The organism is Bradyrhizobium sp. B025 (assembly GCF_042257955.1).
GTDB lineage: Bacteria > Pseudomonadota > Alphaproteobacteria > Rhizobiales > Xanthobacteraceae > Bradyrhizobium > Bradyrhizobium diazoefficiens.
The window spans coordinates 3,704,193-3,722,724 of the sequence record NZ_CP170150.1; the positions used below are offsets into that span (position 1 = coordinate 3,704,193).

Sequence of the window (18,532 nt, forward strand, 5' to 3'; positions counted from 1 at the left end):
TTAACACAGTCACTGCCGCAAACAAAGGAACGTTGACAGCGCTACCAGCAACGACTAACCAAAGACAAATTGCCAAAACCGCACAAACTGCCGACAATGTCGCCTGTTAAGACCGGGCTTCGTTCGGCGAAGTTCAGAAAAAACAAGACGGTCGCGGCGCGAGGCGCCGTGGACTTTCGAGGAGGGAGCTAGATGTCGTCTGTGCAAATCCGCGACGTGCGGAAATCGTTCGGCAACTTTGAAGTCCTGCACGGCGTCTCGATCCCGATCGAGGACGGCCAGTTCGTCGTTCTGGTGGGCCCCTCCGGCTGCGGCAAGTCGACGCTTCTGCGCATGCTCGCAGGCCTCGAGAACATCACCTCCGGCACGATCTCGATCGGCGACCGCGTCGTCAATAATGTCCAGCCCAAGGAGCGGGACATTGCGATGGTGTTCCAGAACTACGCGCTCTATCCGCATATGACCGTTGGCGAGAATATGGGCTTCTCGCTGAAGCTGCGGAACGCGAGTTCCGACGAGATCAACAAGCGCGTCAAGCGCGCCGCCGAGATCCTCGCGCTGTCGCCGCTGCTCGAGCGCTATCCGCGCCAGCTCTCCGGCGGCCAGCGTCAGCGCGTCGCCATGGGCCGCGCCATCGTGCGCGATCCGCAGGTCTTCCTGTTCGACGAGCCCTTGTCGAACCTCGACGCCAAGTTGCGCGTCGCCATGCGCACCGAGATCAAGGAGCTGCACCAGCGGCTGAAGACCACGACCGTCTACGTCACCCACGACCAGATCGAGGCCATGACTATGGCCGACAAGATCGTCGTCATGCATGACGGCATCGTCGAGCAGATGGGCACGCCGCTCGAGCTCTACGACAAGCCTGAAAACCAGTTCGTCGCCGGCTTCATCGGCTCGCCGGCCATGAACTTCCTGAAGGGGCATGTCCGCGTCAACGGCACTGCGACCTTCGAAGGGCCGAACGGCGTCAAGCTGCCGCTCAGGAACGCGCCGGAGGGGGCCGACGGCCGTCCCGTGGTCTTTGGTGTCCGGCCCGAGCATTTCACCATCGCCGACGATGGCGCTGAGGCCGAGATCGTCGTGGTCGAGCCGACCGGCTCGGAAACCCAGGTCTTCGCCAAGCTCGGCGGCGAGCAGGTCGTCGCCGTTTTCCGCGAGCGTCACCAGTTCAACCCGGGCGACAAGGTCCGGCTGAGGCCCGATCCGTCGGTGGTTCACCTGTTCGACGAGGCCACGGGGAAACGGCTCAATGCGTAATGCAAGCTGAATAAGGCAGACTGCAAAAGACTACAAAAAAGCATCACAGGGAGGACGACATGCAAGACTTTACCCGCCGGGCTCTGCTCCAAGGCGGAACCGCGCTGGCTGCCACCGGCGCACTGACCGGGCCGGCACTGTTCGACTTCGCAAGGGCTTGGGCGGCGGACTCGCCGTGGAAGGCCGAGCCGGGCGCCAAGCTGACGGTGATGCGCTGGAAGCGTTTCGTGCCGCAGGAAGACGAAGCATTCAACGCCATGGTCGCGGCGTTCAAGACTGCGACCGGCACCGAGATGAACGTGTTCAGCGAGTCCTTCGAGGACGTGCAGCCGAAGGCATCGGTTGCCGCCAACACCGGCTCGGGTCTCGATCTGGCCTGGGGCCTGCACACGCTGCCGCAGCTGTTCCCGACCAAGGTCCTCAAGATGAACGACGTCGCCGATTATCTCGGCAAGAAGTACGGCGGATGGACCGATGCGGCAGCCAAGACCTGCAAGCTCGGTGACGACTGGTTGGGAATCCCGGTTGCGACCAACGGCGGCTACATGACGTACCGCAAGTCGGCGACGGACAAGGCCGGCTTCAAGGAATTCCCGAAGGACTTCCCCGGCTTCCTCGAGATGTGCAAGGCACTGAAGGCAAACAACACGCCGGCCGGCTTTGCCCTCGGCCATGCCAGCGGCGACGGCAACTCATGGCTGCACTGGGTCCTCTGGGGCCACGGCGCTTACACGGTCGACCAGAACGACAAGGTCATCATCAATTCGCCGGAGACGGCGAAGGCGCTGGAGTATTGCAAGGCGCTTTACGAGACCTTCATCCCGGGCACGCCGTCGTGGAACGACTCCTCCAACAACAAGGCGTACCTGGCTGGCGAACTCTATTGTACGGCCAACGGCATCTCGATCTACGTGGGGGCCAAGACCGATCCGACCAAGAAGGAGCTGACTGAGGACACCTATCACGCCCTGTGGCCGGTGGGTCCGATCGGCAAGCCGACCGAATTGCAGCTTGCGCTGCCCATCCTCGCGTTCAACTTCACCAAATATCCGAACGCAGCGAAGGCCTTCATCGCCTTCATGCTGGAGAAGGAGAACTACGAGAAGTGGTTGAGCGGTGCGCAAGGCTATTTGACGCAGACCTTGAACGCCTATGAGACGGCCCCGGTCTGGACCGCGGATCCCAAGAACGCCGTGTTTGCGCAGGCGTCCAAGCGTACGTTGCCGGCCTCGGGCATCGGCACTGTGGGCGAGAAGGCGGCAACCGCAATCGCCGACTTCATCGTCGTCGACATGTTCGCCAACTATTGCACCGGCACCAAGGATGTGAAGGGCTCAATGGCGGAAGCCGAGCGCCAGTTGAAGCGCATCTATCGTTAACCGTCGCGGAGTGGGTGGTCTCGCCGGCCACCCACTCGTCAACACTCCGATCAGGGATCCGAGCATGGCCGATATCGCAGTTGCTCCCCGCGCCAAGCCGCAGATTCAAAAGGCACGCGCCTGGGACCAGCTCAAGCACAACCGCAACTGGCTCGGTTTCTGGTTCATGGTGCCGGCCATGGCATTCCTGATCTTCTTCCTGGCCTATCCGCTCGGGCTCGGGATCTGGCTGTCCTTCACCGATACCCGCATCGGCCGCGTCGGGCACTTCATCGGCACCGAGAACTACGAATGGCTCTGGGACGATTCCATCTTCTGGCTGTCGGTGTTCAACACGCTGCTCTACACCTTCGTCGCCAGCGCCGTTAAATTCGCGGTCGGGCTCTATCTCGCGCTGCTCCTGAACGAACACATGCCGTTCAAGGCGATGCTGCGCGCAGCCGTACTGATCCCGTTCATCGTGCCCACGGTGCTCTCCGCGCTGGCGTTCTGGTGGATATTCGACTCTCAGTTCTCCATCATCTCATGGTCGTTGCGGCATCTCGGGCTGATCAGCCAGAACATCAATTTCCTCGGGGATACCACCTGGGCGAGGATCTGCGTTATCTTCGCCAATATCTGGCGCGGAGTGCCGTTCGTGGCGATCACGCTGCTCGCCGGCCTGCAGACGGTATCGCCCTCGCTCTATGAAGCAGCGACCCTGGACGGCGCCACGCGCTGGCAGAATTTCCGCTTCATAACGTATCCGCTGCTGACGCCGATCATCGCCGTGGTGATGACTTTCTCGGTGCTGTTCACCTTCACCGACTTCCAGCTGATCTGGGCGATGACGCGCGGCGGCCCGGTCAACGCAACCCACCTGATGGCGACGCTGTCCTATCAGCGCGCGATCATCGCAGGGCAACTGGGCGAGGGCGCCGCGATCTCGAGCGCCATGATTCCGTTCCTGCTTGCCGCGATCATGGTCTCGTGGTTCGGCCTCCAGCGTCGCAAGTGGCAACAGGGAGAAAGCAATGACTGATCTTCCTGCCTCGAAAGTCGATCTCAAGTCCGTGCTATCGACGCCGGCGCGCGTCGATCACAGCGAGGGCATGAGCTATCTCCAGTCCGTGCCGCGGCGCATGGTGACGCTCTATCTGCCGCTCACGATCATCGTCGTGGTTCTGCTGTTCCCGTTCTACTGGATGGCGCTGACTTCGGTGAAGCCGGACGAGCAGCTGCTCGATCTCGACAAGTTCAATCCGTTCTGGACCTGGAATCCGACCTTCAAGCACTTCTACAAGCTGCTGTTCGAGAGCTACTATCCGCATTGGCTCTGGAACACGATGTATGTGGCGATCTGCGCCACGGTGCTCTCGATCGTCGCATCGGTGTTTGCGGCCTACGCCATCGTGCGGCTGCGTTACAAGGGCGCCAATCTCGTCGGGGGGCTGATCTTCCTTGCCTATCTCGTGCCGCCTTCGATCCTGTTCATTCCGCTCGCCACCGTCGTGTATCAGTACGGCCTTTTCGACTCGCCGCTGGCGCTGATCTTGACCTATCCGACGATCCTGATCCCGTTCTCGACCTGGCTGTTGATGGGCTATTTCAAGACCATCCCCTTCGAGCTCGAGGAATGCGCGCTGATCGACGGAGCGAGCCGCTGGCAGATCCTGATCAAGATCGTCGTGCCGCTCGCAATCCCCGGCCTCATCTCGGCCTTCATCTTCTGTTTCACGCTGTGCTGGAACGAGTTCATCTACGCACTGACCTTCCTGCAATCGACCAGCAACAAGACGGTGCCGGTCGCGATCGTCAACGAGTTCGTGGATGGTGACATCTACCGTTGGGGTTCGCTGATGGCGGGGGCGCTGGCCGGCTCGCTGCCGCTCGTCATCCTTTACGCCTTCTTCGTGGAGCATTATGTGTCGGCGATGACCGGCGCCGTGAAGGAATGATCGCGGGGCTTGCCGAGGGCGCGTCAGGAGCGGCGCGGTCCGGCCAATAAGAAGGAGTTAAGCTCTTGCACATTCTGGTTCTGGGCGCCGCCGGCATGGTCGGCCGTAAATTCTGCGAACGGCTGCTGCGCGACGGCCGGCTCGGCAAGAGCGAGATCACCAAGCTGACCATGCACGACGTGGTCGAGCCCAAGAAGCCGGAGAAGGCCGGTTTTCCGGTCGAGACGGTGTCGGGCGATTTCGCCGTGCCGGGGGCGGCCGAAAAGCTGATCGCCGGACGCCCGGACGCGATCTTCCATCTCGCCGCGATCGTCTCGGGCGAGGCCGAACTCGATTTCGACAAGGGCTACCGCATCAATCTCGACGGCACGCGAATGCTGCTCGACGCGATCCGCCTCGTCGGCGGCGGCTACAAGCCGCGCGTGGTGTTCACCTCGTCGATCGCGGTGTTCGGCGCCCCGTTCCCGGACGCGATCGGCGACGAGTTCTTCCACACCCCGCTGCTCAGCTACGGCACCCAGAAGGCGATCGGCGAGCTGCTGCTCGCCGACTATTCCCGCCGCGGCTTCCTCGATGGCATCGGCATCCGCCTGCCGACCATCTGCATCCGGCCCGGCCTGCCCAACAAGGCGGCATCGGGCTTCTTCTCCAACATCCTGCGTGAGCCGCTGGCCGGCAAGGAAGCGATCCTCCCGGTGTCCGAGGACGTCCGCCACTGGCACGCGACGCCGCGTTCGGCGGTCGGCTTCCTGGTCCACGCCGGCACCATGGACCTCGCCACCGTCGGCCCGCGCCGCAACCTGACCATGCCGGGCCTGTCGGCGACCGTCGGCGAGCAGATCGCCGCCTTGAAGCGCGTTGCCGGCGAAAAGGTCGCAGCCCGCATCAAGCGGGAGCCCGATCCCTTCATCGTCGGCATCGTCGGCGGCTGGCCGCGCAACTTCAACGCAAAGCGGTCGCTCGAGCTCGGCTTCACCACTGCCGAGAAGAATTTCGACGATATCATCCGCATTCACATCGAAGACGAGCTCGGCGGCAATTTCGTCGCCTGACGCAATCGATGAACAGCGTGGATCTGATGATGGCGAGCGTTGCTTGCATCGGCGAATGCATGGTCGAGCTCCGGCAGGCCCAAGGTGGACATTCCGCGGGACAATCTGCCGGACAGTCCGCCGGGCAGGGCGGCGGTCTCTATTCGCGCGGCTTCGGCGGTGACACCCTCAACACCGCGGTCTATCTGGCGCGGCTCGAGGTCAAGGTCGATTACCTCACCGCGCTCGGCGACGATGCCTTGAGCGATGAGATGATCGCGGCCTGGACCGCGGAGGGCGTCGGCACGCGGCGCGTCGTAAGGTTGCCGGGCAAGCTGCCCGGCCTCTACATGATCCAGACGGATGCGAAGGGCGAGCGCCAGTTCTTCCACTGGCGCGACAGCGCGGCCGCCCGCCAGCTGATGAGCCTGCCGGAGACGGACGAGCTCCTCAACTCGCTGATGAGCTACGACATCGTCTATCTCTCCGCGATCACGCTCTCGATCTACGACGCCCCCGGCCGCGAGCGCCTGCTCGCGGCGATCAAGCGCGCCCGCCTGCTCGGTACCCGCTTCGTGTTCGACACCAATTTTCGCGCGCGGGGATGGCCCGATCGCGATGTCGCCCGCGAGGCCTTTGCCGCGGCGTTTGCGACCGCCGACATCGTGCTGACCTCGACCGAGGATCTGCTCGCGCTCTATCCGGGCGAGAGCCACGACCAGCTGATGGCGCGCATCCCGAGCCCCGAGCTGGTGTTCCGGCTGGCCGAGCCGGTGAGCCTGCTGCGCTTTCCGGGCGGGACCAGCGAGGTCCGTGCCGATCCCATGACCAAGCCCGTGGTGGACACCACAGCCGCCGGCGACAGCTTTGCCGCGGCCTATATCGCAGCCCGGCTCGCCGGTTCCGAGCCGGTCGAGGCGGCGCAGGCCGGTCATCGCCTCGCCAGCCTCGTGATCTGCTATCCCGGCGCCATCATTCCGGGCTATGCCATGCCGCCGAAGAAGCGGCACCGGCCGGCGGCTACGCGCCAAGCGACCAAGTGAAACGAAGGCCAAGATGACCACGACTGCCCAACAGAACCAGCTCGTCGCGCTATTCAAGGCTGCGACCGTTATTCCCGTCCTCACCATCGAGCGCATCCAGGATGCTGTACCGCTGGCCCGTGCGCTGGTTGCGGGCGGCGTCCGCACGCTGGAGGTGACCCTGCGCACCCCCGTTGCGATCGAGGCGGCGAGGGCGATGATGGCCGAGGTACCCGAGGCGGTCGTCGGCATCGGCACGATTCTCAATCCGGCCGACTTCACCCGTGTGGAGAAGCTCGGCGTCGCGTTCGGCATCAGCCCGGGCCTGACCCCGGACCTGTTGAAGGCCGCCACCGATAGCTCGTTGCCGTTTGCGCCGGGCATTGCCACGGCGTCCGAGCTGATGATGGCGCTGTCCTACGGCTTCGACGTCGCAAAATTCTTCCCGGCCGAGCAGGCCGGCGGCATCAAGGGCCTGCGCGCGCTCGGCGGGCCATTCCCCAACGTGCGGTTCTGCCCGACCGGCGGGGTGGGCGAGGCCAATGCGGCGACCTGGCTGGCGGAGCCCAACGTGGTCGCGGTCGGCGGATCCTGGCTGTGCCCGACCGCGGAGATCAGGGCGGGGAACTGGGCCGGCATAACTGCCATCTGCCAGCGCACCCTCAAGGCCCTGAAAGGCGCGTGAAGTCTTGCCATCCCTAGGCTAAGACATAGCTCAGGGGAGAGCGCTTCCAAGGAGAAAAGACCATGACTGCCAGCATCGTCGGATGGGCGCATACGCCGTTCGGCAAGTTTGACACCGAGACCGTCGAAAGCCTCGTCGTCCGCGTGGCCAATGAGGCGCTGGCGGATGCCGGCATTTCGGCCGGCGACGTCGACGAGATCGTGCTGGGTCATTTCAACGCCGGCTTCTCGCCGCAGGATTTCACCGCTTCCTTGGTGCTCCAGGCCGACCCGAAGCTGCGTTTCAAGCCGGCAACCCGCGTCGAGAACGCTTGTGCGACCGGCTCTGCCGCGGTGCACCAAGGCCTGCGCGCGATTGCCGCAGGTGCGGCCAGGATCGTGCTCGTCGTCGGCGTCGAGCAGATGACCCGCACGCCGGGGCCGGAGATCGGCAAGAACCTGCTCAAGGCGTCCTACCTGCCCGAGGACGGCGACACGGTGGGCGGCTTTGCCGGCGTGTTCGGCAAGATTGCCAGCTCCTACTTCCAGAAATACGGCGACCAGTCCGATGCGCTGGCGCTGATCGCGGCCAAGAACCACAAGAACGGCGTCGCCAATCCCTTCGCCCAGATGCGCAAGGACTTCGGCTTCGAGTTCTGCCGTGCCGAGAGCGAGAAGAACCCCTATGTCGCCGGCCCCCTGAAGCGCACCGATTGCTCGCTCGTCTCCGATGGCGCGGCGGCGCTGATCCTGGCCGACGCCGAGACCGCCAAGGGCATGAGCAAGTCGATCGGCTTCCGCGCCACCGCGCACGCCCAGGACTTCCTGCCGATGTCCAAGCGCGACATCCTCCAGTTCGAGGGCTGCACGGTCGCCTGGCAGCGGGCGCTGGAGAAGGCGGGCGTCGCGCTCACCGATCTCTCCTTCGTCGAGACACATGACTGCTTCACCGTCGCCGAGCTGATCGAATACGAAGCGATGGGCCTGACGCCGAAGGGGCAGGGCGCCCGCGCCATCAAGGAAGGCTGGACCCTCAAGGACGGCAAGCTGCCGGTCAATCCGTCCGGCGGGTTGAAGGCCAAGGGCCATCCGATCGGTGCCACCGGCGTTTCCATGCACGTGATGACCGCGATGCAGCTTGCGGGCCAGGCGCCCGAGGGCATGCAGCTCAAGAACGCCAAGCTTGGCGGCATCTTCAACATGGGCGGTGCAGCGGTTGCCAACTACGTCTCCGTGCTGGAGCCGCTGAAGTAAGGCTTGTAGGGTGGGCAAGGGCGCGAAGCGCGGTGCCCACCTTCTTTCTTTATTGCGCTAGATCATGGTGGCCCCGCCCGGGCCCCTTAAAGCTCTTGATTGATTTGCAGGGAATGCATCATGAGCAATGACTACGAAGACTCGCTGTCGATGGACGCACTCAACGATCGCATCGCGATCCTCGAGGACAATATCAGGCAGCTCATCGAGCAGGCCGCGGCCGCTTCCGGCGAGCAGAACGAGTCGCGCATCGCGGACCGGATCAGCCAGCAGAACGAAGAGCTCGACCGGCTGCTGAAGATCCGGGAATCCCGCGAGAAGAAATAGCGGCCGCGCCACCACGCATGCAGCCATACGCCGGCCGCCCTTGCGCGCGCGGCGTCGCTGCCGTTAGCTGGACCGAAATCGCGGGCTGAGCCGAGCCCGCGCAATCGGGAGCGAACGAATGGGGCCGCTAAAGGGCATCAAGGTCGTCGACATGACCACCGTGCTGATGGGGCCCTATGCGACCCAGATGCTCGGCGACTACGGTGCCGACGTGATCAAGGTGGAGTCGCTGGACGGCGACGTCACCCGCCTGATCGGCCCGATGCGCCACGCCGGCATGGGCCCGGTGTTTCTCAACACCAACCGCAGCAAGCGTTCGATCTGCCTCGATCTGAAGAAGCCTTCGGGGCGCGATGCCGTGCTGCGCCTGCTCCGGGACGCCGACGTTCTCGTCTACAACGTCCGCCCGCAGGCGATGGCGCGGCTCCAGCTCGGCTATGACGTCGTCTCGGAGATCAATCCGCGCCTCGTCTATGCCGGCGTGTTCGGCTTCGGCCAGGACGGGCCCTATGCGGCCAAACCCGCCTATGACGATCTGATCCAGGGTGCCACCGCGCTGCCGGCGCTGATGGCGCAGACGGGCGACGGCGTGCCGCGCTACGTGCCCAACGCGCTGGTCGACCGCATCGTCGGCCTCACTGCCGTCGGCGCGATCTGCGCCAGCCTCGTGCACCGCGACCGCACCGGGCGCGGCCAGCGCGTCGACATCCCGATGTTCGAGACCATGGCCGGCTTCGTCATGGGCGACCACATGGGCGGGCTCACCTTCGAGCCGCCGCTTGACAAGGGCGGCTATGCCCGCCACCTCTCGCGCGACCGCAGGCCCTACAAGACGTCGGACGGCTATCTCAGTGTCATCGTCTACAACGACAAGCAGTGGGAGAACTTCTTCAAGGCGACGGGTCGCGACGATCTGCGCGCCGACCCCAAATTCGCGACCTTCGCCGGCCGCGCCGGCAATATCGACGTCGTCTATGCCGAGCTCGCCCGCATCTTCGAGACGCGCACGACAGCCGAATGGATCGACCTGCTGACCAAGGCCGACGTGCCGGTCATGCCGATGCACGACCTTGCCTCGATGCTGCACGACGAGCATCTCGAGGCGACCGGCTTCTTCCCGGTCGTGAACCATCCGACCGAGGGCCCGATCCGCAGCATGAAGGTGACGGCGAGCTGGTCGGAGACCGAGGCCGAGACCACCAGGCTTGCGCCGCGTCTCAACGAGCACGGCGCGGAGATACTGAAGGAGATCGGTTATTCCGCCGACGAGATCGCAGCCATGGTCCGCGACGGCGTGACGCGCTCCGCGCCGGAGTAGAGGAGGAAGCGATGGCGCAAACCCTCTCATCCGTCATTCCGGGGCGCGACGAAGTCGCGAGCCCGGAATCCATAACCACCATCGGGAGTAGGGATTCTCAGGTGCGCAATTGCGCACCGGAGCTCGCGCCTAAAGAAGGCGCGCCCCGGAATGACGGGGAGGAGAGAGCATGAGCTTCATCACCGGCGTCGGCCTCACGCCGTACGGCAAGCACGAAGGCTCATCCTCGCTCGACCTGATGAGCAGGGCCGCGCAAGCCGCGCTCGACGATGCCGGGCTGAAGCGTGCCGAGATCGACGGCGTCCTCTGCGGCTACTCCACCGTCTCGCCGCACATCATGCTGGCGACCGTCTTCGCCGAGCACTTTGGTATCCGCCCGAGCTACGCCCATGCCGTGCAGGTCGGCGGCGCCACGGGGTTGGCGATGACGATGCTCGCGCATCATCTCGTTGAGGCCGGCGTCGCGCGCAATGTGCTCGTCGTCGCCGGCGAGAACCGCCTCACGGGACAGAGCCGCGACGCCTCGATCCAGGCGCTGGCGCAGGTCGGCCATCCCGATTACGAGGTGCCGCTCGGCCCGACCATTCCCGCCTATTATGGCCTCGTTGCTAACAGGTACATGCACGAATATGGCGTGACCGAAGAGGACCTTGCTGAATTCGCGGTGCTGATGCGGGCCCACGCCTGCACCCATCCCGGCGCGCAATTCCGAGATCCCATCACGGTCGCGGACGTCATGGCCTCGAAGCCGGTCGCGATGCCGTTGAAACTGCTCGATTGTTGCCCGGTGTCGGACGGCGGCGCGGCCTTCGTCATCAGCCGCGAGCGGACGGGCGAGGCCGGCGTGCGCATCCGCGGCTGCGCCCAGGCCCACACCCATCAGCACGTCACGGCCGCGCCCGGCTTGAGCGAGCTCGGCGCCGAAATCTCGATCGCGCGCGCCAGGGAGGCCACCGGCCTTGCGATCTCCGACGTGCGCTACGCCGCGATCTACGACAGTTTTACGATCACGCTCGCGATGCTGCTGGAGGACCTCGGCCTTGCCGGTCGCGGCGAGGCGGCGGCCCGCGTACGCTCAGGCCATTTTGGCCGCGACGGCGCGATGCCGCTCAACACCCATGGCGGTCTGCTCAGCTACGGCCATTGCGGCGTCGGCGGTGCGATGGCGCATCTGGTCGAGGCGCATTTGCAGATGACGGGGCGCGCGGCGAATCGCCAGGTGCGCGATGCCTCGATCGCACTGCTGCACGGCGACGGCGGCGTGCTGTCGTCCCATGTCAGCATGTTCCTGGAGCGGGTGCGATGAGCGAGCGTCTAGCCGACTGGACCAAGGGCGAACGGGCCATCACCTTTCAGACCTGCGGCGCATGCGGTCATGTGCAGTATTTCCATCGCGCTTTCTGCGCGGCCTGCGGTGGGTCCGGCCCATCCGAGCAGCGCGCCAGCGGCAAGGGCAGGGTCTACGCGACCTCGCTGGTCTGCCGCGCCGCCACGCCCGAGACGCGCGCGCACGTGCCCTACAACATCCTGCTGGTCGATTGTGCCGAGGGTTTTCGCATGATGGCCCACGGCGAGACCGACCTCGCCATCGGCGACGAGGTCAATGCGAGCTTCAAGCCGTTCGCCGGGAAGCTCGTGCCGTTCTTCACCAAAAGCAAATAGCGGGATTTCGTCATTCGGGGGCGGTCCGGAAGACCGAGCCTGGAACGGGTATTCTGGGCCTGGCCTGTGCGAGGGCCACCCCGGAACGACGAAAACTCTTACAACGCTTACAACTCTTACTAGCGCCCGTAGAACAAGATGCTGGCGATGACGAGCATCGCCGTCACCGCCAGCATATGCGCGAGCGCTCCCGAGGCCGCCCCCTTGGTGGCTTCCTTCATGCCTTTTCTCCCTAGACTTGGGCGTGACTCATCGTTGCGCGGCTAGCGCACCCGACGGCCAATTGTTTTTACTCGGAACACCCCTTGCGAGTATCCGCCGCGATTTGTCCCCACGCGGCGAATATCGACTGTGCCAAGGTCGATCAGCAATGCGGCGGCATTTTGACTCGATGATGTTGCTCTTGCGGTCGCGCAGCACAGGGTTTGCGAAAACTTGCTTCAACCGCAAAAAGTTTCATCTGGCCTTCTTGGGAGGATTCGCGGGCGCCTTGGTCGTGGCCATCGATCTGGCATTCGAAGCCTCCATCAGCGCATCCCTGATGTTGGTGAGGTGACGCGTCATGGCGAGGCTCGCCTTGCGTGGGTTCCTCGCTTGAACGGCTTCGAAGATGGCCTCGTGATCCCTGCGCCACATGGGACGATAGTCCTCCATCTGCATGTGGTTGTGAATTTCCTGCCAGATGCCGGACTCGGTTTGCGCGCGCCACAGCGAGTCGCTGATCTGCACCAGCGCGCCGTTCCCCGTCGCCTCGGCCAGCACCATGTGGAAACGGTGATCCGACGTGTCGGCCTCGCGCCCCTGCGCATGTTCCCAGCGCATCATGGCGAGCGCTTCGGCGAGCTGCGCGAAGGTGGCTTCGGTGCCGCGCTGCGCCGCGATCGCGGCGATCTGCGGCTCGATGAGCTGGCGCGCTTCCAGATTCTCGAACGGCCCAAAACCTTCGAGCACATGCACGTCGGGTGCTTCCTGACGACTGATCACATAGACGCCGCTGTTGCTGCGCACCTTCAGCATGCCGGCCATCGCCAGCGACAGGATGGCCTCGCGCACCGTCGGCCGCGACACGCCAAAGGTCTTCGCGAGATCGCGCTCTGCCGGCAGGCGCTGGCCGATCCGGTAACTCGCCTGGATCATCGCAGCAATGCGCCGGGCGACGATCTCGAAGCTGCGTTCGGGCTTGGACGGGGGATCGTGCAACATCTTCGTGCTCATCAGCTCTTTATTTGAGTTTGACAAGCTGCCGCACGAAAGCCAAGCTGGTCAGACCAATTTGGACTGACCAGTTTCGCGCGACCGGGGTTGGGAATGCTCCGTCGGTGGAACGATGGAGGCTGCGCGCGTGTTCGACAGCAAGCCCAATTCAGCCGAGGCGCGCGACATCGCGTTCCATCTGCACTCGCAGACCAACCCACAGCGTCATGCAGAAATCGGACCGCTGATCATGGCGCGCGGCGAGGGCGTCCATGTCTATGACGCGAGCGGCAAGCGTTATCTGGAAGCGATGGCCGGGCTCTGGTGCACCTCGCTCGGCTTTTCCGAGAAGCGCCTCAAGGCCGCAGCGGCGGCGGCCTACGACAAGTTCGGCTTCTATCACAGCTTCAATCACAAGACGCCGGATAACACGATCGAGCTCGCCGAGAAGCTGGTCGAGATCTCGCCGATCCCGGATGCGCAGGCTTATTTCGCCACCTCAGGCTCGGAAGCCACCGAGACGATGGTGAAGCTTGCCTGGGTGTATCACGCGGTTCGTGGCAAGCCCGGGAAGCGGAAGATCATCGCCCGCGATCGCGGTTTCCATGGCTCGACGATCGTTGCGGCCTCGATGTGCGGCCTGCCGCGCATGCATCGTGAATTCGGCCTCCCGCTCGACGGTTTCCTGCACACGCATTGCCCGGATGCCTATCGCGGCACCAGGCCGGGCGAGAGCGAGGCGGCGTTCGTCGATCGCCTTGCCGCCGATCTCGAAGCGCTGATCATGGCCGAGGGACCTGATACGATCGCCGCCTTCATCGCCGAGCCGATCAACGCCGGCGGTGGCATCGTCGTGCCGCCCAAGGGATATTTCGCTGCGATCGAGGCGGTGCTGCGCCGTCACGACATCCTGGTGCTTGGCGACGAGGTGGTCTGCGGCTTCGGCCGCACCGGCAACTGGTTCGGCTGCCAGACGGTCGGCATGAAGCCGGACATGGTGGCGCTCGCCAAGGGCATCACCTCGTCCTACTTCCCGATGTCCGCGGTGTTGCTGGGACGTCCGATCCGGGATGCACTCAGCGAGATGAACAAGGGCGGCGAGCTGTTCGGCCACGGTTTCACGAATTCCGGACACCCGGTCGGCGCGGCCATCGCGCTCGAAACGCTGAATATCTATCACGAGATGGATGTGGTGCCGCATGTTCGCCGCATGGGCAGCCGGCTCCGCGCCGGGCTGGAGCAGATCGCGCGGGATTCGCGCATCGTCGGGCAGGTGCGCGGCGAGGGATTGATGATCGGGGTCGAGCTGGTCGCCGACCCCGCGACGCGGCAGGCCTTCGATCCCGCGCTGAAGGTCGGCGCGATGTTCGACGCGCTCGCGATCGAGAACGGCCTGATCATCCGCGCGATGGGCGACACGATCGGGTTCTGTCCGCCGCTGATCATCGACGAAGCCGGGGTTGACGAGGCGCTCGACCTTTTCGGGCGGACCTTGTTCAGCGCCGAAGCGAAGCTTGCCGAGAAACGTCCATCCGCGTAACCCGTTGAGGAGACCATAGCATGCGCCGTCGAGACCTGCTCCGATCCACACTGGGCGCCGGTCTCGGCGTCGCCTTGGGCTCGACTTTGCCGATGCCGCGGCTGGCCCGCGCGCAAGCCTCGCGCGTGCTGCGCTTCGTGCCGCAGGCCGATGCCGCAATTCTCGATCCGATGATCACCACCGGCCTGGTCAACCGGAACCACGGTTTCCTGATCTGGGATACTCTCTACGGCGTGGATGAGAAATTCCAGGTTCAGCCGCAGATGGTCGCCGGCCATACCGTCGAGAACGACGGCAAGCTCTGGACGATGACGTTGCGGGATGGCTTGAAATTCCACGACGGTGAGCCCGTGCGTGGACGCGACGTGGTGGCCAGCCTGAAACGCTGGGCCTCGCGCGATGCGTTCGGCAATTCGCTCTTCAACCTGGTCGACGAGGTCTCGGCGCCTGATGACAAGACCGTGCGCTGGCGTCTCAAGTCGCCGTTTCCGCTGCTGGCGGAAGCGCTCGGCAAAGTGGGCGCCATCGTTGCCTTTATCATGCCGGAGCGTCTTGCACAGACGGACAGCGTCACGCCGGTCAAGGAGCTGATCGGCTCCGGTCCGTTCAAGTTCCAGGCCGATCAGCACGTGCCCGGCGCGCGTCTGGTCTACACGCGTTTCGACGGCTATGTGCCGCGCCCCGAGGGGACGCCGAGCCTGCTCGCCGGTCCGAAGGTCGCGCATTTCGACCGGGTCGAGTGGCAGGTCATCCCGGATCCCGCGACGGCGGCGGCCGCACTTCAGCAGGGTGAGATCGACTGGTGGGATCAGCCCATCGTCGACCTGTTGCCGAAGCTGAAGGGCAACAAGGCGCTGAATGTCGAGCTGCTCGACCCGATAGGCAATGTCGGCGTGCTGCGTTTCAACCACACGCAGCCGCCCTTCGACAACCCGGCCATCCGCCGCGCGGTGCTCTCCGCCATCAGCCAGAAGGAATTCATGTCCGCAGTCGCGGGAGAGGACAGCAGTCTCTGGCGGGACAAAATCGGCTTCTTCGCGCCCGGCGGCAACATGGCGAACGATGCCGGCATGGAAGCGCTGACCGGCCCTCGGGATATCGCCGCCGCGGCCAAGGCGATCAAGGACGCCGGCTACAAGGGCGAGAAAGTGCTGCTGATGGCGCCGGGCGATTTCCCTGTGATCGGGCAGATGAGCGAAGTCGCGGCTGATCTGTTCCGCAAGCTCGGTTTCAATCTCGACTACGCGGCGATGGACTGGGGCTCGATGCTGCGGCGCATGGGCAACCGCGAGACGCCGGACAAGGGCGGATACAGCGCCTTCTGCACCTATTCCGCGGGTGTCACGCAGCTGAATCCGTCGGCGCATAACTTCATCCGCGGCAGCGGTGACAAGGCGACGTTCGGCTGGGCGAAGAGCGAGAAGCTGGAACAGCTGCGGGATGCCTGGTTCGCCGCTCCCGATGCCGCCGCGCAGGCCAGGATCGGCGTCGAGATGCAGAAGCAGTGCTTTATCGACGTTCCCTATGTTCCGCTTGGTGTCTTCTATCAGCCGACCGCTTACAAGAAGAGCCTGACGGGCATGCTCAAGGGCCTGCCGTTGTTCTGGAACGTGCGCGGGGCCTGAAGAGGGATTTTCGATGCTTCCGATCACCGGCTATGCGGACCGCTGGAGCGTGCGCTCCGGCGACGCCATCAACTTCATGATCGCGGTCAAGGGCGGCGGCCGCTACTCGGCGCGGATCGCGCGCGTGATCTGTGGCGACCCGAACCCGAAGGGGCCCGGCTATCGCGAGATTCCAGTCAAGTGGGATCTCGAAGGCCAGCACGATGGCATCGAGCAGACCATCGCCAAAGGCTCTTGGGTCGATGTATCAGCACTGACGTTGCCGACAGGTCCGATCGCCTTTGCCGCGACCGTCTGGCCGACCCTGCTCGCCGCGGGCAGGCAGGCCGTGCTGAACTGGGCGGGCGCCAGCGGCGCGCTGACGCTTGGCGTCGGCAAGGCGGGCGCTTTTGCGCGGCTTTTCGTTGGCGAGACAACATTCGAGGTCGAGACCGGCATCGCGCTCACCGAGCGGGCGTGGCACGATATCGCGTGTCTGTTCGACCCGGTGACCGGATCGCTGGCGATCGCACAGGCCCCCCGCAAGATCAGGCTCGACCGCGACGAGCGCGCGACGAAAACGCTGGGCGCGCCGCGCACCGCGTTGGCCGGCATGGGGGCCGTCGCGATTGCGGCGGAGCGCGCAGGGCAAGGCGCAGTCCACCATTTCAACGGCAAGATCGAACGGCCGCGCATCACCGATGGCGGTGCGGGCCTTGAGGGCGTCATCGCCGTGCAAGGGTCTGGAGCCGCGGCCCCGGCCGTCGCCGAATGGGATTTTTCCATCGGCATTCCGACCGACATTGCGACCGATATCGGTCCTTCCAGGGCGCACGGCGTTTGCATCAATTTGCCGACGCGCGCGATGACGGGATCGCGCTGGACAGGCGGCGTGACGCATCGCTGGACAGAGGAGCCGAAGCTCTGGGGCGCGATCCATTTCCACGACGACGATATCGGCGATTCCGGCTGGCAGCCGTCGCTGACCTTCACCGTGCCGGACGACTGGAAGAGCGGCGTCTATGCGCTGCACCTGGAAAAGGACGGCGCGCGCGACAACATCGTCTTCTATGTCCGCGCCCGCATACCGGGATCGCAGGCCAAGGTGGCATTCCTCGCCCCGACCTTCAGTTACACGGTCTATAGTCAGTATCAGAAGAAGGGCAGGCAAGCCCTGATCACGGAGCGGTCACTGGCCTGGGGCGCGCTGGCGCAGGCGCCGGACGGCCATCCCGAATACGGCGTGTCGCCCTACAACTTCCATTCGGACGGCAGCGGCGTGGTGATGTCGACCATGCGCCGGCCGCTGATCGACAAGCGCGTGAACCAGATCCACCTCGTCGATCCCAGCGACTACGGTTCCGGCCTGTACTGGATCTCCGCCGACAGCGCCATCACCGATCTTCTGACCCGCAAGGGCATCGATTTCGAAGTCATCACCGATCACGACGTCCATGCCGAAGGCGTCGATCTGCTGTCGAAATATTCCGTGGTTCTGACCGGCCAGCATCCGGAGTACCACACGCACGAGACGCTCGATGCGCTCGGTGCCTATATCGGCAATGGCGGCCGCTTCATGTATCTCGGCGGCAACGGCTTCTACTGGAAAGTGGTGCCGCACGCGACGGGTACCTGGGCTTTCGAGCTGCGACGCGCCGAGGGCGGCATCCGGCTCTGGGAAACGCTCCCCGGCGAGAGCTATCATGCTTTCGACGGCTCCTATGGCGGCCTCTGGCGACGGCTCGGCCGCCCGCCGCAGGCGCTGGTCGGCGTCGGCTTCAGTACGCAAGGGGAGTACATGGGCTTCCCCTACACCTTCCTCGACGGCATTCTCGATCCCCGCGTCGCATTCATGCGCGAGGGCATCGAGGATCTGGCAAGGCCGGGCGCCAAGCTCGGCGAGCGCGGCTTCATGGGCGGTGGCGCCGCAGGCCACGAGCTCGACCGCGCCGACACGCGCCTCGGCACGCCGCATCATGCGATCATCATCGGCCGGGCTGTGCTTACCGATCCGACCTATCAGCCGGTCAATGAAGAGCGCTACGACCACACCTGGCCGGCGTCGCGCGAGGAGATCATCCGTTCCGACCTGACCTTCTTCGAGACGCCGAATGGCGGCGCGGTCTTTTCCGTCGGCTCGATGAATTTCATCGGCGCGTTGCCGGTGGACGGCTACAACAACGTGGCGGCCCTGCTGGTGACCAATATCGTCCGCCGCTTTGCCGATTCCACGCCGTTCCAGGCGCCGAAAGCGTCAACCGCGTAGCGATGACGCGATGCGCGATGATGTTGCGCTTGCGTCAGCGCAAGATTAGTCTTGGGAACTCCGAAAAAACGACAA

General features: G+C 64.6%; 16 protein-coding genes. 15 read left to right on the top strand and 1 reads right to left on the bottom strand.

Translation table 11 applies throughout. From position 1 onward, the window contains the following. The first annotated feature begins 192 nt into the window (after positions 1–192). The 12 genes from ACE10W_RS16900 (at position 193) to ACE10W_RS16955 (ending at position 11,853) form a co-directional block, all read left to right on the top strand. Entirely contained in the window at positions 193–1,260 is a 1,068-nt protein-coding gene (locus tag ACE10W_RS16900) for an ABC transporter ATP-binding protein (protein WP_011086694.1), read from the top strand. 59 nt (positions 1,261–1,319) lie between these two features. After that, positions 1,320–2,639, top strand: a complete 1,320-nt coding sequence (locus ACE10W_RS16905) for an ABC transporter substrate-binding protein (protein WP_011086695.1) — start codon at positions 1,320–1,322, stop codon at positions 2,637–2,639. Positions 2,640–2,703: 64 nt separating this feature from the next. Then, a complete protein-coding gene (locus ACE10W_RS16910) occupies positions 2,704–3,660 on the top strand; it encodes a carbohydrate ABC transporter permease (RefSeq protein ID WP_028170961.1) in 957 nt (318 codons plus the stop codon). Further along, on the top strand, positions 3,653–4,576 hold the full coding sequence (locus ACE10W_RS16915) for a carbohydrate ABC transporter permease (protein WP_161535274.1): 924 nt from the start codon (positions 3,653–3,655) through the stop codon (positions 4,574–4,576). The genes ACE10W_RS16910 and ACE10W_RS16915 overlap by 8 nt, the downstream gene beginning before the upstream one ends. Before the next feature lie 65 nt (positions 4,577–4,641). Further along, complete coding sequence (gene denD, locus ACE10W_RS16920) at positions 4,642–5,628, top strand: D-erythronate dehydrogenase (protein ID WP_304552773.1); 987 nt, start codon at positions 4,642–4,644, stop codon at positions 5,626–5,628. 29 nt (positions 5,629–5,657) lie between these two features. Further along, positions 5,658–6,650, top strand: a complete 993-nt coding sequence (locus ACE10W_RS16925) for a sugar kinase (protein WP_304553783.1) — start codon at positions 5,658–5,660, stop codon at positions 6,648–6,650. Positions 6,651–6,663: 13 nt separating this feature from the next. After that, positions 6,664–7,314, top strand: a complete 651-nt coding sequence (gene eda, locus ACE10W_RS16930) for a bifunctional 4-hydroxy-2-oxoglutarate aldolase/2-dehydro-3-deoxy-phosphogluconate aldolase (RefSeq protein WP_038966878.1) — start codon at positions 6,664–6,666, stop codon at positions 7,312–7,314. 62 nt (positions 7,315–7,376) lie between these two features. Beyond that, entirely contained in the window at positions 7,377–8,546 is a 1,170-nt protein-coding gene (locus ACE10W_RS16935; protein WP_011086701.1) for an acetyl-CoA acetyltransferase, read from the top strand. Positions 8,547–8,666: 120 nt separating this feature from the next. Then, positions 8,667–8,873 (top strand): hypothetical protein, encoded by a 207-nt coding sequence (locus tag ACE10W_RS16940; RefSeq protein WP_011086702.1) that lies wholly within the window; start codon positions 8,667–8,669, stop codon positions 8,871–8,873. A 118-nt stretch (positions 8,874–8,991) separates the two neighbouring features. Next, positions 8,992–10,191 carry a CaiB/BaiF CoA-transferase family protein gene (locus ACE10W_RS16945; protein WP_304552775.1) on the top strand — a complete coding sequence of 400 codons (1,200 nt, stop codon included), beginning with the start codon at positions 8,992–8,994 and terminating at the stop codon, positions 10,189–10,191. Between the two features lie 169 nt (positions 10,192–10,360). Continuing rightward, positions 10,361–11,497 (top strand): thiolase family protein, encoded by a 1,137-nt coding sequence (locus ACE10W_RS16950; protein WP_304552776.1) that lies wholly within the window; start codon positions 10,361–10,363, stop codon positions 11,495–11,497. Further along, complete coding sequence (locus ACE10W_RS16955; protein WP_304552778.1) at positions 11,494–11,853, top strand: Zn-ribbon domain-containing OB-fold protein; 360 nt, start codon at positions 11,494–11,496, stop codon at positions 11,851–11,853. Before ACE10W_RS16950 ends, ACE10W_RS16955 begins: the two co-directional genes overlap by 4 nt. Before the next feature lie 456 nt (positions 11,854–12,309). Here the strand turns inward: ACE10W_RS16955 and ACE10W_RS16960 are convergent, their stop codons facing one another. Further along, positions 12,310–13,068: a FadR/GntR family transcriptional regulator gene (locus tag ACE10W_RS16960; RefSeq protein WP_304552780.1), complete on the bottom strand. Its 759-nt coding sequence runs from the start codon at positions 13,066–13,068 to the stop codon at positions 12,310–12,312. A 112-nt stretch (positions 13,069–13,180) separates the two neighbouring features. On the opposite strand from ACE10W_RS16960, the gene ACE10W_RS16965 reads away from it, so the two are divergent. The 3 genes from ACE10W_RS16965 to ACE10W_RS16975 are packed head-to-tail and all read left to right on the top strand — an operon-like array spanning position 13,181 to position 18,457. Beyond that, a complete protein-coding gene (locus ACE10W_RS16965) occupies positions 13,181–14,587 on the top strand; it encodes an aspartate aminotransferase family protein (RefSeq protein ID WP_370204394.1) in 1,407 nt (468 codons plus the stop codon). Between the two features lie 20 nt (positions 14,588–14,607). Beyond that, complete coding sequence (locus ACE10W_RS16970; RefSeq protein ID WP_304552784.1) at positions 14,608–16,212, top strand: ABC transporter substrate-binding protein; 1,605 nt, start codon at positions 14,608–14,610, stop codon at positions 16,210–16,212. Positions 16,213–16,225: 13 nt separating this feature from the next. Beyond that, complete coding sequence (locus tag ACE10W_RS16975) at positions 16,226–18,457, top strand: N,N-dimethylformamidase beta subunit family domain-containing protein (RefSeq protein WP_304552786.1); 2,232 nt, start codon at positions 16,226–16,228, stop codon at positions 18,455–18,457. Positions 18,458–18,532: the final 75 nt, after the last annotated feature.

Excerpts from the sequence above, each read along its gene's own strand:
- ACE10W_RS16900 (WP_011086694.1), top strand. The coding sequence starts at position 193 with ATGTCGTCTGTGCAAATCCGCGACGTGCGGAAATCGTTCGGCAACTTT.
- ACE10W_RS16905 (WP_011086695.1), top strand. The coding sequence starts at position 1,320 with ATGCAAGACTTTACCCGCCGGGCTCTGCTCCAAGGCGGAACCGCGCTG.
- ACE10W_RS16910 (WP_028170961.1), top strand. The coding sequence starts at position 2,704 with ATGGCCGATATCGCAGTTGCTCCCCGCGCCAAGCCGCAGATTCAAAAG.
- ACE10W_RS16915 (WP_161535274.1), top strand. The coding sequence starts at position 3,653 with ATGACTGATCTTCCTGCCTCGAAAGTCGATCTCAAGTCCGTGCTATCG.
- ACE10W_RS16925 (WP_304553783.1), top strand. The coding sequence starts at position 5,658 with ATGGCGAGCGTTGCTTGCATCGGCGAATGCATGGTCGAGCTCCGGCAG.
- eda (WP_038966878.1), top strand. The coding sequence starts at position 6,664 with ATGACCACGACTGCCCAACAGAACCAGCTCGTCGCGCTATTCAAGGCT.
- ACE10W_RS16935 (WP_011086701.1), top strand. The coding sequence starts at position 7,377 with ATGACTGCCAGCATCGTCGGATGGGCGCATACGCCGTTCGGCAAGTTT.
- ACE10W_RS16940 (WP_011086702.1), top strand. The coding sequence starts at position 8,667 with ATGAGCAATGACTACGAAGACTCGCTGTCGATGGACGCACTCAACGAT.
- ACE10W_RS16945 (WP_304552775.1), top strand. The coding sequence starts at position 8,992 with ATGGGGCCGCTAAAGGGCATCAAGGTCGTCGACATGACCACCGTGCTG.
- ACE10W_RS16950 (WP_304552776.1), top strand. The coding sequence starts at position 10,361 with ATGAGCTTCATCACCGGCGTCGGCCTCACGCCGTACGGCAAGCACGAA.
- ACE10W_RS16955 (WP_304552778.1), top strand. The coding sequence starts at position 11,494 with ATGAGCGAGCGTCTAGCCGACTGGACCAAGGGCGAACGGGCCATCACC.
- ACE10W_RS16960 (WP_304552780.1), bottom strand. The coding sequence starts at position 13,068 with ATGAGCACGAAGATGTTGCACGATCCCCCGTCCAAGCCCGAACGCAGC.
- ACE10W_RS16965 (WP_370204394.1), top strand. The coding sequence starts at position 13,181 with ATGGAGGCTGCGCGCGTGTTCGACAGCAAGCCCAATTCAGCCGAGGCG.
- ACE10W_RS16970 (WP_304552784.1), top strand. The coding sequence starts at position 14,608 with ATGCGCCGTCGAGACCTGCTCCGATCCACACTGGGCGCCGGTCTCGGC.
- ACE10W_RS16975 (WP_304552786.1), top strand. The coding sequence starts at position 16,226 with ATGCTTCCGATCACCGGCTATGCGGACCGCTGGAGCGTGCGCTCCGGC.